We start from the raw sequence: 12,326 nt of genomic DNA on the forward strand, positions 1-12,326 counted from the left end.
TTAACCATACTAGCGGTGCGTGCCGCATATCACCATACGCCTGACGCGAGATTGGCAAAAAAACTTGGCAACCAGTCGGGGAATGTCGGTTTTTCACCAATGGGTTGAATGGTTGCGCGCCAAAACGCTTTCTAGGCGAGTTTTGTGCGTTCAAAGTGGATTTCCGGCCAGAGCTTGTGCTGGCGTTCGCATTTCGCGTTCCAGCCGGCCTTGTCAGCGAGGCTGGCGACAGGGCGTACATGCAGAGAGAATAATTCCTCCAGCCCGTAGGGCGCGAGTACGTCCATCTTGCCGGCGCTATCGAGCCGGACGGCCACAGCGTGGGTGCGGGACGCGAAATGGGCGACAGCATCCGTCGTGCTGGTCAGCGGGGCGCGTGTGACGCCATGCTTGGCACCGAACCAGAGATGGACGCGAGCCTGATTGCGGATCTCGACGATGGCATCGAGATCGCCAAACACCGCCTCGCCCGCCTTGATGACGACGTCCTCGGCGGCTTCGCCCAGGTCGGACGCGTCATAATAGCCGAGATCATAATCATTGACGCCATAGGCCGGATCACGCCCGGTCAGGGCATTCCACACCGCCTGGTAGACCGCCCCGGCCATCAGGCCGTGATCGGGCAAATGCATCGCCGCAGCGCGTTCCAGCACCGTCATCGCCAACGCGTTGGCAGCCACCGCCTCGACCAGAAACGCCCGCTGATGCTCCGGGGACGCCTTGGCCATGCGGTGCGGCTCCATGATCAACCCCGCAGCGTTCCGCCAGTGGCGCCGCTCACCTTGGCGACCACCTTGGCGGCGACGGCGTCGATCTCCTCATCGGTGAGGGTTTTATCGCGCGGCTGCAAGACGACCTCGATGGCCAGCGAGGTCTGGCCCTCGGGCACGCCCTTGCCGTCATAGACATCGAACACGCTGACATCGCTGATCAGCGCCTTGTCGGCCCCCTTGGCAGCCCGCATCAGCGCGTCGGCGGCGATCGTCTTGTCGACCAGGAAAGCAAAATCGCGCTTCACCGGAGTCAGATCGGCACGGTCGAGCGGGGTGCGGGCCTTGAGGCCATTGCCCTTGCGCGGCTTTGGAATGGCGTCGAGCACGATCTCGAACGCCAGCACGCGGCCATCAATCCCGAGCGCCTTGAGCACGCGTGGATGAATCTCGCCAAACTCGGCCATTACATTCTTCGGTCCCTGGCGCAGCACGCCGGAACGGCCCGGATGCCACCAGTCGCGCGCTTCCGCGGCAACCTGCAGCGAGGCGGACGGCGCCCCGGCTGCTTCCAGTGCCGCGATGGCATCGGCCTTCACGTCGAACACATCGGGCGCACGGCTGCCGGTCCAGTGGCGGCCGGAGGTGATGCGGCGCACACCGGTCGCGACCAGCAATTGGCCGTCGGGCGCATCAGTGAGATAGACCGGGCCGACCTCGAACAGGCGTGGATCGGCGAGGCCGCGATCGGCATTGGCCTGCAGCGCGGTGAGCAGGTGGATCAGGGCGGTCGGGCGCATTACGTCGAGCTCGGAGGAGATCGGGTTCTCAAGCGCCAGACCGGCGCCATGACCGCCAAACAGCGCCGCCTGCGAAGTTTCGCAGAAAGACCAGCTCACCGCTTCCTGATAGCCACGGGCCGCGAGTGCCCGGCGGGCATGGCGGGCGCGCAATTGCATCACCGTCGCCGGGGCCTGACGCCGTACAGACGGGCGTGCCAGCGAGGTCGCGACCAGTTTGTCGAAGCCGTGAATGCGGGCAATTTCCTCGACCAGGTCGGCCTTGAGGCTGCAATCCATCCGCCAGCTTGGCACGCCGACGGTCAGCACATCGCCGGCCCCGGTTGGCTTGAAGCCGAGCGTGGTCAGGATGCGCAGGATCTCGGCGCGCGGCAGGTCGAGTCCGGTCAGGCGCTTGACCTCGGTGATCGGGAATTCGATATCGGCCGGAGCTGCGGGGATTTCGCCGAAGACGACGGTTTCCGAGGCTTCGCCGCCGCAGATCTTGAGGATCAGACGCGTCGCATATTCAATCCCGTCACTGATGGATTGCGGATCAACGCCGCGCTCGAAACGGTATTTCGCGTCGCTGTCGATACCGGTCGCCTTGGCTGCGGCGCGGGTGATCAGCGGATCGAACCAGGCCGCCTCGATGAAGACATCGGTCGTCTCATCGGTACAGCCCGAATAGGTCCCGCCCATGATCCCGCCAAGACCGAGGCAATGGGCTTCATCGGCGATGACGCAAATACTGCCATCCGGGGCGTATTCCCTGCCATCGAGGGCTTCGAACCGGTCGGATTTTCCCTTGCCCTGGCGTGCATGGACAGTGCCGTTCAGCCTGGCGGCATCATAGACATGCAGCGGCCGGCATCGGTCGTAGGAGATCAGATTGGTGATGTCGGCGAGCGCATTGATCGGGCGCAGGCCGATGGATTTGAGCGCTTTCTTGAGCCAGTCCGGCGAGGCGACATTCTTGACGCCGCGGATCAGCCGGCCGGCGAAGACCGGACAGGCCTCCGGCCAGTCAAGCTCGACCTTGATCGGGCAGGGGAAAGTGCCTGGAACGGGTTCGATGGGCACATCTTTCAGCGTGCCGATACCGGTCGCCGCCAGATCGCGGGCAATGCCGCGCACGCCGAGCCAGTCAGGCCGGTTGGGCGTGACTTCGAAATCAATGACCGGATCGTCCTGACCCAGCGCCACGACAGCCGGCGTGCCGACAGCCCAGTCGCCTTCCAGATCGATAATGCCGTCATGATCGTCGCCGAGTTCCAGCTCTTTCGCTGAGCACATCATGCCCGAGCTCTCGACGCCGCGGATCTTGCGCGGCTTCTTGTCGAGCGAGAAATCCAGGCCCGGGATATAGGCGCCCAGCGGCGCGTAGACAGCGCGCATGCCGGTGCGGGCATTCGGTGCACCGCAGACGATCTGCTTGATCCCGTCGACGGTCTCGACGGTGCAGACGCGCAGCTTGTCGGCATCGGGATGGGCGACCGCCTCCTTCACATAGGCGACGGTGAAGGCGCCGAATCGCTCGGCCGGATTGTCGATATGTTCGATCTCGAGCCCGGCCATGGTCATCGCCTCGGCGATCTCGTCGAGGGAGGCCGTGGTTTCGAGGTGGTATTTCAGCCAGGAAAGCGGGAATTTCATTGCTCGTCCTCCGGCCTCAGCGTGGCCGTTTCAGGTGATGTGGGGGCCGGGTTGGCAGCGCCCAATTGTTCAAACGCGTCGTCGGCGTCCACTTCGCACTGGTTCACGCGCCGGGCGAGCGCGCCGCCCGCTGGCGTCGTCTCCCAGCAGCGGTCAAACACCGAGCAATAGCAGACCCGCACTTCCCAGGCGTCCCAGCTCGCCGCCGCAGCGCTGAGCTCGGACTGGGTGATGTCCTCGCGTGGCCACCGGACATTGATCGGGGTCACACTTTCATTGGGAGCCAGGGCCCGGCCGGTCAGCCCGGCCCAGGAGAGGTTATAGCCATCGGGCAGCTCGGCGCGATAGGCCTCAAGCCCGGACTGCCATTCGCCATCGCGATAGAGCGAAACGCGGCGGATCAGCGCCGGTCCGACACCATTATTCGCGACGGTAATTCCCAGACTGGCCGCGTTCGGCATAGTCGAGACAAAGCCATCGACCTGGAGTACGGGATAAACCGCCCCATGCTGCTGCGCCCGCATCACCCGGCCCTGGTCCCAGGCCACAAACAGCGCCGCGATACCGACGAGCATGGCGCCGATCCCGGTCAGGGTCTGGTGGTTATTGGTGAACCAGCGCCACATCAGCTCAGACCGGTTGCCATATTCGCCTGCAGCAGGGCTGAGAAGCCGTAATGGCCGAGCCAGCGCTGGTCGGAATTGAAGAAGTCACGCAGGTCCGGTGCGCCATATTTGAGCATGGCGAGGCGATCCACGCCCATCCCGAAGGCGAAGCCCTGGTATTCGTCCGGATCGAGGCCGCAATTGCGGATCACATTCGGATGCACCATGCCGCAACCGAGAATCTCCATCCATTGGTCACCGGACCCGACCTTCACAGCCTGGCCAACACGCTCATAGCGCACATCCATCTCCGCCGATGGCTCGGTGAAGGGGAAGTGGTGGGGGCGGAAACGGGTTTCCACCTGGTCGGTCTCGAAGAAGGCGGCTAGGAAATCCTCCAGCACGCCCTTGAGGTGACCCATATGGGTTTCCTTGTCGATCACCAGGCCCTCGACCTGGTGGAACATTGGCGTGTGGGTCTGGTCCCAGTCACAGCGATAGACCCGGCCCGGCGCGATAATGCGCAGCGGCGGCGTCTGGCTCATCATGGTGCGGATCTGGACCGGCGAGGTATGGGTGCGCAACACCTTGCGCAGGCCCTCGGCGTCCGGCTTCATGAAGAAGGTGTCTTGCGTATCGCGCGCCGGATGGCCTTCGGGGAAGTTGAGGGCCGTGAAATTGTGGAAGTCGTCCTCGACGTCCGAACCTTCGGCGACGGCAAACCCCATATCGGCGAAGATCACCGCCAGTTCTTCCATGACCTGGGTGATCGGGTGGATCGAACCCTTCGGCTCCGGCCGCACCGGCAGGGTGACGTCGATGGTCTCGGAGCTCAGTGCCTTGTCCAGCGCTGCGGCTTCGAGCACCGCCTTGCGCGCATCAAGTGCCTCGCCCAGCCGTGTCTTGAGCCCGTTCAGCGCCGGCCCCATCACCTGGCGTTCTTCCGGGCTCATACCGCCCAGCGAGCGCATCATCAGCGAGACGGAGCCCTTCTTGCCCAACGCCCCGACGCGCACGGCATCAAGCCCGGCCTCATCGGTCGCTTCGGTGATCTGTGCGAGCACGTCCTGCTCGAGGGTTTCCAGTGCAGCGGTATCGGTCATGTCTTCGCCCTTGCCAGTCGTGGTCGGGTTTAGCGTTTGAATTTTCAGGTGTCGACAGCACAAATCCGCGCCACCCGGGAAGAAGTTATGCCCTGAAACGAAAAAGGCCCGCGGGCGGTGCGCCGGCGAGCCTTTTCCTGAAGTCGTTAGACAAGCCTAGGCCAGCGCGGACTGCGCCTGATCAACCAGGGCCTTGAAGGCATCTGGCTCATGGATGGCGATGTCGGACAGGACCTTGCGGTCAACTTCGATACCGGCCTTGATCAGGCCGTGCATCATCGTCGAATAGGTCATGCCGTGCAGGCGGGCGCCGGCATTGATGCGCTGGATCCAGAGGGCGCGGAAGGTGCGCTTCTTGGCACGGCGGTCGCGATACGCGTACTGGCCGGCCTTCTCCACAGCCTGGACGGCAGCGCGGAAGGTGTTCTTGCGACGGCCGTAATAGCCTTTCGCTTTCTTGATAACTTTTTTGTGGCGGATGGCCGTAGCCGGGCCGGATGTCACTCGTGACATGGTATGCTCCTACTCAATGCCGGGGGCTTAAAGGCCGTACGGGAGATATTTCTTGATGATCTTCGTATCCTGGGCGGACAGGACAACCTGTCCCCGCTTGTCGCGGATCTGCTTGGGAGTACGCTTGATCATGCCGTGACGCTTGCCGGTCTGACCGGCTTTGATCTTGCCCGTGGCAGTGAGCTTGAAGCGCTTTTTGGCGCCGCTCTTGGTCTTCATCTTCGACATTTCCATCTCCTTTGCTGGACCGGCGAGCCGGTCCGAGGGTGTGAACAGTCAGCGGGCATGTCGATTTGGCCCGGTAGACTGGTGATAAGAGAGCGGGGTTTATACGCGTCTGGCAGGGGATTGCAACAGCGCGAGGGAGTCTGAATCAGGCCGTGTGCTCGTGCTCGCAGAGGCCGCAATCCTTGATGTGATCATGGCCGACGCGCGCCTGGCTGCGCCAGTTGATCAGATGTGCTGCGGCCAGCACGGAGACGCCGGACAGGGTGATGATGGTTTCGACCAGCTGGCTGGACAAGTGCAGGGCGCCGATTGCCATCAGCGACAGGCCCAGAAGGCCCAGGGCCAGGACCGGCCATCTTGCCGGGCTGGCCCGCACGCTCCAGCCCAGGGCCAGCAGAGAGATCGGCGCGGCAATCGCCAGCAGGCCGAAATGCCAGGCATGGCTCGCACCGAGCATCTCGCCCAGTCCGGGTGCCAGCATTGGCGCCGCGGCGGCTGCGACCGGGAAGAGCAGGCAATGCGCCACGCAAACGGCGGACAGGCTGACGCCGGTCAGGTCGAGGGAGCCATTGTGAAGCTTGAGCTTGGGCATCAGGGGCATCATGAATTCATCCGCGGCGGTCGGAAGTGATATAGTATAACATCCGACATGATGAAAGCCCCGGCCTGTCCCGTGCGCAGTTTGGCCCGGACAGCAAACGGGCGGCCCCTTGTGGGAGCCGCCCGCTTTCAGTCGTCTTGCGCAAGGGGCCTCAGCCCCGGGAGTTAGTTGGCAAAGCCGAGTTCGGAAATTTCCAGCTGCGCCGTGGCGCTCTGGCCCTCGCGATAGGTGCCAACCCAGATGTCATACGTCCCCGCTGCCGGTTGATCGAAGTGAATGCCGGGATTGAGGCCGTAATTGTCATCATTGCAAACCCAGTTTCCGCTAGGGTCATTGATGACCAGGGTCGTGTCGGCATCCGAGAGCACCGAGATGAAGAGACCGAGCGAGCCGGGGGTAAAGCTCAGCTCATAATCCGGCGCCGCGGAGACATAGCCGCGGCACATCGAATCGGCTGCGGATTCCGCCGCGAGTGTACCGCCGGCGATGACCTCGACGACATGGGGATCGGGCGAGAAGCCGCCGGTCAGCGCGACCGAGCCGAAATTGGCCTCCAGCGTGTAGTCAAGCGGATCACCGACCAGGTATTCATCGCCAAAGGCAAGTTCGGAAATGTGCAGGGTGGCATTCTCCGGCTCGATCTCGCCATAGGTGCCGACCCAGATATTGTAGACGCCTGAAGCAGGCTGGTCGAAATGCACACCCGGATTGAGATTGCCGGCGCCGTCATCGTCGCAATGCCAGCCGCCATCCGGTGAATTGACGACCAGGGTCGTGTCGGCATTCGAGGTGGCGGAGATGTAGAGGTCGAGCGTACCGGCCGCATAATTGAGGTTGTAATCAGGGGCCGTGGTCGAGAAACCGCGGCAATTCTGGCCGAGCGCTTCGTAAATATCCACATCACCGCCAGCCTGCAGGGCGAGGTTGTGGGGGTCGGGAATGAAGCCCGCCTGCAGTGAGACCGAACCGTAATTGGCTGGCAGCCTGAAATCGAGTACGGCCGGCACGTCCACTTCGCCGCGGAAACCTGTTTCCGAGACGAAGAGGGTCGCATCGGCGAGGGTGCCACCGGAATAACGGCCCGCCCAGATCGCATAGCGGCCGGCGGCCGGATCCGTCAGATGGATGCCAGGATTGAGGTCATCGGCGCTATCATCATCACAAAGCCAGTTCCCGTCCGGCCCCTGGACGATCAGCGTCGTATCGTGATCGGATTCCATCGACAGATAGAGGTCATGTTGACTACTGGCGGAATAGTTCAGCCAGACGTCAGGCGCCTCGCTGATCTCGCCCCAGCAAGAACCGCCCGTGCCGCGACTGCCGTCGAGATCGCCGCCGGCGCGTACGGGCACACGGCGTGGATCATCGCCGAAACCGGCGCGCAGGCTGAGCGTGCCGGAATGGGGCTGCAGCGCCGCATTCGGCGCGCGCGAATAGGCATTCTCGCTGGAGAAGCCGATCTCTGAGATGTGAACCATGGTTGGCTCATAGCCATTGCCCGCCGAGAGCGTGCCGACCCAGACATTATAGACACCCGATTGCGGCGTTGAGAATTCGACGCCCGGATTGAGGCCCTGGCCCGGCGCATCATCATTGCAGTGCCAGCTGCCGTCAGGCGCATTCACGATCAGCGTCGTGTCGGCATCCGATGCCCCCGAAATGTAGAGCGGAAAATTGCCCGCACTATATTGCAGATTGAAGGAGGGCTGGTGGGAGATATAACCCGAGCAGCTATAGTCAATATTGCCGCCATAAATGGCTCCGCCCGCCTGCACGCCGACCGATGTCGGATCCTGGGCGAACCCGGCTGAAAGCGTGACCGACCCGTAGGCGGGTGCTGCGTTGACGTCCTGTGCTTGCGCGGCGCCGCCGAGCAAGATCACGGCTGCGGCCCCTGCCGCCCATTTATAGGTCATGAATATTCTCCCCTGATGTGCGAGTTCACTCGCTGAAAAGTTCGGAAATCGAAAGCGTGGCTTCTTCCCGGGATGCGTCGGCATAGGTTCCGATCCAGATGCCATAGAGTCCTGATGACGGTGTTAAAAAGCGGATTGACGGGTTGAGGCCCTGGCCGCTGTCATCATCGCAATGCCAGTTGCCGTCGGGCGCCTGGATGACCAGCGTCGTGTCAATCTCGGCATTCACCGAGATGATCAGCGGCAGCGACCCGCCATTGTAGAAAAGGTCAAAATCGGGCGCTTCGGCGATGAAGCCGGCGCAGTCCGGACCGCGTGCCTGGCTGGCATCGATACCGCCACCGGTCTGTAAACGGATGCGGTAGGGGTCGGGCGTAAAGCCGGCCGAAAGCGAGGCATCGAGCGCGCTTGGCAGGGTCGATGGGCCTTGTGCTGTTGCGGCAGCCGCGAAGGCGATCATGGCAATAGACAGTATGGACAGCCTGATCATTCAAATCCCCGATCCCCTGGCCCGCCATCGCTGGGATGGGCCAGTCGCCCACAATTGAGCATGCTTTGCAGAGGATTTCATCTGAAAACAGGCGAGTTGAACCGCGACTGAACGCCGCCGCCTTCAAAGCGGCAGGGTTCAGTCACAATTCGGAATTGGCGGGCCGGTGCGACTAGCGCGGTGCCATCACCATCACCATCAGTCGCCCTTCGAGCTTGGGCTCAAATTCGACCTTGGCGACTTCGGCGAAGTCTTCCTTGACGCGGCGCATGATATCCATGCCACGATCCTGGTGGGCCATTTCACGGCCCCGGAATCGCAGGGTGATCTTCACCTTGTCGCCGTCGTCGAAGAAGCGGTGCATGGCCTTGGTCTTGACCAGGTAATCATGCACATCGATGTTCGGCCGCATCTTGATCTCTTTGATCTCGACCGTTTTCTGCTTCTTGCGAGCTTCGGCTTTTTTCTTCTGTTCCTGGTATTTCAGCTTGCCATAATCGATGATTTTGCAAACGGGCGGATCAGCGTTGGGGGAGACTTCAACAAGGTCGAGTCCAGCCTGTGCGGCCGCCTCGAGAGCGGCCTCGGTCGGCACGATCCCCTGCTTCTCTCCATGTTCGTCGATAAGAAGCACCCGCGGTACGCGGATGTCTAGATTCATACGCGGTCCGTCTTTTTTCGGCGGTTGCGCAGATTGTGGTCTACGGGCTATGGCCGCTTCTCCCTTATGGCCTGCGAGCAATACTTAGTAATCCTCCGGCGGCGCATCTGGATCAAGTCCAAACTGGCTCAATTGAGCCGCCACCCTGCCGGAGAGCCGCGCACTATGGTGAAATCATCACATTAAGCAAGCGCCGCGCGCGGTTCACGCCGCAACTATGCGGTCAGAAAACCCGCCCGCAAAGCGCATTGCGGCAATGGCTTCTGCTGGTTCCACCTGCGCCAAAACAGGCGCGTGCATCAAAATCACCGGGGCGTCGCCGCGCGGGGCATTCATCGCCGGATCTTCGACACCGGCGTAGAGCGCCAGCGCCGGGGCGCCTGCCGCGACCAGCAGGTGGAGCAATGGCGTGTCCTCGCCAAATACAAAGCGGGTCCGCCGTGCCAGGCCGGCGAGCTGCGGCAGTTTCGCCTTGCCCGTAATATCGCGCGCACCCGGTGCGACCTGCGCGACATGGCGGCCGATTTCACGGGTATCGGGGCCACCCACCAGGGCCGGTGTAATGCCGGCCTGCAGTAATTCATGCGCCAGGCTGGCCCATTTTTCCTTGGGCCAGCGCAGGGCGAGCTTGACCTCCTCCCCGGCCGGGGCGAGCAGGGCAAAGGGCCCGTTCAGCCCAAAATACTCAGGGTCGAGCATGCGCGATTTGCGGGCCAGAAAATCCACCCAGCTGGCATCCGGGGACGGTGCGCCGCCGAGCCGGAAATGCGTCGGCTCAAGGCCGATGGCCGCATTGAGGGTGCCGGCAAGCTCGTCGACCGGGTGTGCGCCCGATCGACGGGCTGGCAGGATTTCCAGCCAGTCGCACTTGGAAAAACGGAACAGGCCCTTGAGTTTGCGCGATGTGGAATCGCCAACCATGTCATAGACACGCGCCGGATGGGCCGCCTTGAGCCGCTTGTCGCGCGCGACCGTCTGCGGCCGGCCATCAGGCCGGGCATCGATCTCGATGGCATTGAAGAACGGGCTGTGCTTCAGGAAGGACTCGAATTCCGGTGTCGTCAGCAGCACGATCCGGTCACGCTTGTGCGCCTGGCGGAGCGTCTTTGCCGATGCGAGCATGCGCACGGTCGACGTCAAATCCCCCCAGTGCAGGACATAAATGGTATCGCGTTGCGGTTCGATCATGACTGCGAGCTTAGAGCCTCTTCATAGACGCGCAAAGTCGCAGCTTGCAGGGCGCGTGTCGAGAACTGTGTCCGGACATGGCGGGCGGCCTGCGCACCCATTTCGCTGCGTTGCGCCTGTGTCATCGACATGGCGTCCCGGATCGCATGAGCCAGCGCGGCCGGATTTCCCGGCTCGACGCGCCAGCCCGTCTGCCCCGGAAGGACGACTTCGCGGGCGCCGCCATGATCAGCGGCGATGACTGGCACATGCATGGCGCCGGCTTCGGCAGCAGTACGGCCAAAGGCTTCCGGCTCGACCGAGGGCGCCAGCGCGATATCCGCCAGCGCGAAGGCGGCGGGCATGTCGCTGCAATGGCCGAGAATCCGCACATCCGCTGCCAGGTCATGTTGCCGGATCAGGGTTTCGAGCTCGGCGAGATAACCATCGCGGCCCTGGGCATCGCCGACCAGCAGGGTCAACGGCAGATCGGCACCCTCAGCCTTGAGACGGCCCAGTGCCGTGAGCGTTTCACGCTGTCCCTTCCAGCCGGTCAGCCGGGCCGGGAAGAGCGCGATCAGGCGCCCGGATGGCCATTGCAGACCCCAGCTGGCGGCCAGTTCGGCGACGCGTTCCGGTGCAATCACCTGCGGGTCGAAGCGGTCGAGATCGACCCCGCGCGGGATTACCCGGACGCGTTCGGTGGCGAAGGGATGTTGGGTGCGGATATGGGCGGCGATGAATTGCGAATTGGCGATCACCAGTTCGCCGCGCGCCATGACGGCATTATACCAGCGTTTCAGCCCGGTCTTGCCGTTATAGGTGCCGTGATAGGTGGTGACGAAATGCGCGCCTGTCCGGTCGGCAGCCCATTTGGCGCTCCAGGCCGGCGCGCGCGAGCGGGCATGGATGATATCGATATTCTCGGCGCGGACGATGCGGGCCAGCCGTTCGGCATTGCGCCAGACCGTCCAGGGATTCTTGCTGCGCATCGGCAGGCGCACGAGTTCACCGCCGACGGCGGCCAGTTCACCTTCCAGCCGGCCGCCCTCGCTGGCGACCAGGGCCCGGCCACCCGCTGCGACAATCGCCTGCGCCACTTCAAGCGTCGTGCGCTCGGCGCCGCCGGCTTCAAGCTGGGGAATGACCTGGAGAATATTCATGGCGTGGCAGCGCTACCGGATTTTGCAAATCATGGACAGGGCCGGGTTTTTCCACAAGCGCACGCCCGTGACAAACGAATCCGCAGCGCGCCCCACGGCTTGGGTGTCGGGCCGGGTCACACACGGACGGAAATCTTGAATAGACCCCTGGCACCGCCATGCTACCGCTTCGGCCTTGTCCCCAGTGCAGGAGCGTGAGTGATGCAGGAAACCAGCTTCGAGCGGAATGGCTACCGGCTGACCGACCAGCGCAGTGCCTTTGACCTCGCATCCGCCCATCGTTTGTTGAGCACATCCTACTGGTCGCCCGGCATTCCGCCGGACACAGTCGCGAAAGCGGCTGCGAATGCCTGGACCTTCTGCCTGCTCGCGCCGGATGGCGCGTTTGTCGGCATGGCGCGTTTCGTCACCGATCGGGCGACCTTCGCCTATCTCGCCGACGTCATCATTGATCCGGACCATCGCGGCCATGGTTTGGGGAAATGGCTGGTGGAGTGCCTGCACGGTCTGCCGGAGATTAGGGTCTGCCGCCGTCTGATGCTGATGACGGCTGATGCCCAACCGCTCTATGCAAGGGTCGGCTATACCCCGTTGAAATCACCCGAGCGAGCCATGGAAATCACCCGCCCGGGCGTCTACAGTCAGGCCGCGCCGGCGTCCGGCGCTGAAGCGGCGATGGACCGGGCCGCGTGCGGTGATTAATCTGCCCTCCATCCCCCTGCCGCTAAAGCCGG

At 63.1% G+C, this 12,326-nt stretch carries 13 protein-coding genes; 1 reads left to right on the forward strand and 12 read right to left on the reverse strand.

The window, feature by feature from the left end; translation table 11 throughout:
- Positions 1-131: 131 nt before the first annotated feature.
- The 12 genes from ACN0YJ_RS03770 to ACN0YJ_RS03825 all read right to left on the reverse strand — a co-directional run bounded on the left by ACN0YJ_RS03770 (position 132) and on the right by ACN0YJ_RS03825 (position 11,592).
- The gene (locus tag ACN0YJ_RS03770) at positions 132-728 is read right to left on the reverse strand and encodes a nucleotidyltransferase family protein (protein ID WP_417495390.1); all 597 of its coding nucleotides are present in this window, start codon (positions 726-728) and stop codon (positions 132-134) included.
- A gap of 17 nt (positions 729-745) precedes the next feature.
- Positions 746-3,145 (reverse strand): phenylalanine--tRNA ligase subunit beta, encoded by a 2,400-nt coding sequence (gene pheT / locus ACN0YJ_RS03775; protein ID WP_417495391.1) that lies wholly within the window; start codon positions 3,143-3,145, stop codon positions 746-748.
- Complete coding sequence (locus ACN0YJ_RS03780) at positions 3,142-3,771, reverse strand: hypothetical protein (protein ID WP_417495392.1); 630 nt, start codon at positions 3,769-3,771, stop codon at positions 3,142-3,144. The genes pheT and ACN0YJ_RS03780 overlap by 4 nt, the downstream gene beginning before the upstream one ends.
- Positions 3,771-4,853, reverse strand: a complete 1,083-nt coding sequence (gene pheS / locus ACN0YJ_RS03785; protein ID WP_417495393.1) for a phenylalanine--tRNA ligase subunit alpha — start codon at positions 4,851-4,853, stop codon at positions 3,771-3,773. Before pheS ends, ACN0YJ_RS03780 begins: the two co-directional genes overlap by 1 nt.
- Before the next feature lie 156 nt (positions 4,854-5,009).
- Entirely contained in the window at positions 5,010-5,366 is a 357-nt protein-coding gene (gene rplT, locus ACN0YJ_RS03790; RefSeq protein ID WP_091769911.1) for a 50S ribosomal protein L20, read from the reverse strand.
- 27 nt (positions 5,367-5,393) lie between these two features.
- Positions 5,394-5,594 carry a 50S ribosomal protein L35 gene (gene rpmI, locus ACN0YJ_RS03795; protein WP_091769909.1) on the reverse strand — a complete coding sequence of 67 codons (201 nt, stop codon included), beginning with the start codon at positions 5,592-5,594 and terminating at the stop codon, positions 5,394-5,396.
- Positions 5,595-5,739: 145 nt separating this feature from the next.
- A complete protein-coding gene (locus ACN0YJ_RS03800) occupies positions 5,740-6,198 on the reverse strand; it encodes a MerC domain-containing protein (RefSeq protein ID WP_417495394.1) in 459 nt (152 codons plus the stop codon).
- Between the two features lie 161 nt (positions 6,199-6,359).
- Positions 6,360-8,111: a hypothetical protein gene (locus ACN0YJ_RS03805; RefSeq protein WP_417495395.1), complete on the reverse strand. Its 1,752-nt coding sequence runs from the start codon at positions 8,109-8,111 to the stop codon at positions 6,360-6,362.
- A 25-nt stretch (positions 8,112-8,136) separates the two neighbouring features.
- Positions 8,137-8,601 (reverse strand): peptidase S1, encoded by a 465-nt coding sequence (locus ACN0YJ_RS03810; protein WP_417495396.1) that lies wholly within the window; start codon positions 8,599-8,601, stop codon positions 8,137-8,139.
- 172 nt (positions 8,602-8,773) lie between these two features.
- Positions 8,774-9,262 (reverse strand): translation initiation factor IF-3, encoded by a 489-nt coding sequence (infC, locus tag ACN0YJ_RS03815; protein ID WP_417478538.1) that lies wholly within the window; start codon positions 9,260-9,262, stop codon positions 8,774-8,776.
- Between the two features lie 204 nt (positions 9,263-9,466).
- On the reverse strand, positions 9,467-10,450 hold the full coding sequence (locus ACN0YJ_RS03820; RefSeq protein WP_417478537.1) for a glycosyltransferase family 9 protein: 984 nt from the start codon (positions 10,448-10,450) through the stop codon (positions 9,467-9,469).
- Entirely contained in the window at positions 10,447-11,592 is a 1,146-nt protein-coding gene (locus tag ACN0YJ_RS03825) for a glycosyltransferase family 4 protein (RefSeq protein WP_417495397.1), read from the reverse strand. Before ACN0YJ_RS03825 ends, ACN0YJ_RS03820 begins: the two co-directional genes overlap by 4 nt.
- A 201-nt stretch (positions 11,593-11,793) precedes the next feature.
- Here ACN0YJ_RS03825 and ACN0YJ_RS03830 point away from each other — a divergent pair, with 201 nt between their 5' ends.
- Positions 11,794-12,294: a GNAT family N-acetyltransferase gene (locus ACN0YJ_RS03830; RefSeq protein ID WP_417489857.1), complete on the forward strand. Its 501-nt coding sequence runs from the start codon at positions 11,794-11,796 to the stop codon at positions 12,292-12,294.
- The last annotated feature ends 32 nt before the right edge of the window (positions 12,295-12,326 follow it).

The sequence above is a fragment of the Maricaulis sp. genome (assembly GCF_048270095.1).
GTDB lineage: Bacteria > Pseudomonadota > Alphaproteobacteria > Caulobacterales > Maricaulaceae > Maricaulis.

Excerpts from the sequence above, each read along its gene's own strand:
- infC (WP_417478538.1), bottom strand. The coding sequence starts at position 9,262 with ATGAATCTAGACATCCGCGTACCGCGGGTGCTTCTTATCGACGAACAT.
- pheS (WP_417495393.1), bottom strand. The coding sequence starts at position 4,853 with ATGACCGATACCGCTGCACTGGAAACCCTCGAGCAGGACGTGCTCGCA.
- rplT (WP_091769911.1), bottom strand. The coding sequence starts at position 5,366 with ATGTCACGAGTGACATCCGGCCCGGCTACGGCCATCCGCCACAAAAAA.
- ACN0YJ_RS03805 (WP_417495395.1), bottom strand. The coding sequence starts at position 8,111 with ATGACCTATAAATGGGCGGCAGGGGCCGCAGCCGTGATCTTGCTCGGC.
- ACN0YJ_RS03770 (WP_417495390.1), bottom strand. The coding sequence starts at position 728 with ATGGCCAAGGCGTCCCCGGAGCATCAGCGGGCGTTTCTGGTCGAGGCG.
- pheT (WP_417495391.1), bottom strand. The coding sequence starts at position 3,145 with ATGAAATTCCCGCTTTCCTGGCTGAAATACCACCTCGAAACCACGGCC.
- ACN0YJ_RS03800 (WP_417495394.1), bottom strand. The coding sequence starts at position 6,198 with ATGATGCCCCTGATGCCCAAGCTCAAGCTTCACAATGGCTCCCTCGAC.
- ACN0YJ_RS03830 (WP_417489857.1), top strand. The coding sequence starts at position 11,794 with ATGCAGGAAACCAGCTTCGAGCGGAATGGCTACCGGCTGACCGACCAG.
- rpmI (WP_091769909.1), bottom strand. The coding sequence starts at position 5,594 with ATGTCGAAGATGAAGACCAAGAGCGGCGCCAAAAAGCGCTTCAAGCTC.
- ACN0YJ_RS03810 (WP_417495396.1), bottom strand. The coding sequence starts at position 8,601 with ATGATCAGGCTGTCCATACTGTCTATTGCCATGATCGCCTTCGCGGCT.
- ACN0YJ_RS03780 (WP_417495392.1), bottom strand. The coding sequence starts at position 3,771 with ATGTGGCGCTGGTTCACCAATAACCACCAGACCCTGACCGGGATCGGC.
- ACN0YJ_RS03820 (WP_417478537.1), bottom strand. The coding sequence starts at position 10,450 with ATGATCGAACCGCAACGCGATACCATTTATGTCCTGCACTGGGGGGAT.
- ACN0YJ_RS03825 (WP_417495397.1), bottom strand. The coding sequence starts at position 11,592 with ATGAATATTCTCCAGGTCATTCCCCAGCTTGAAGCCGGCGGCGCCGAG.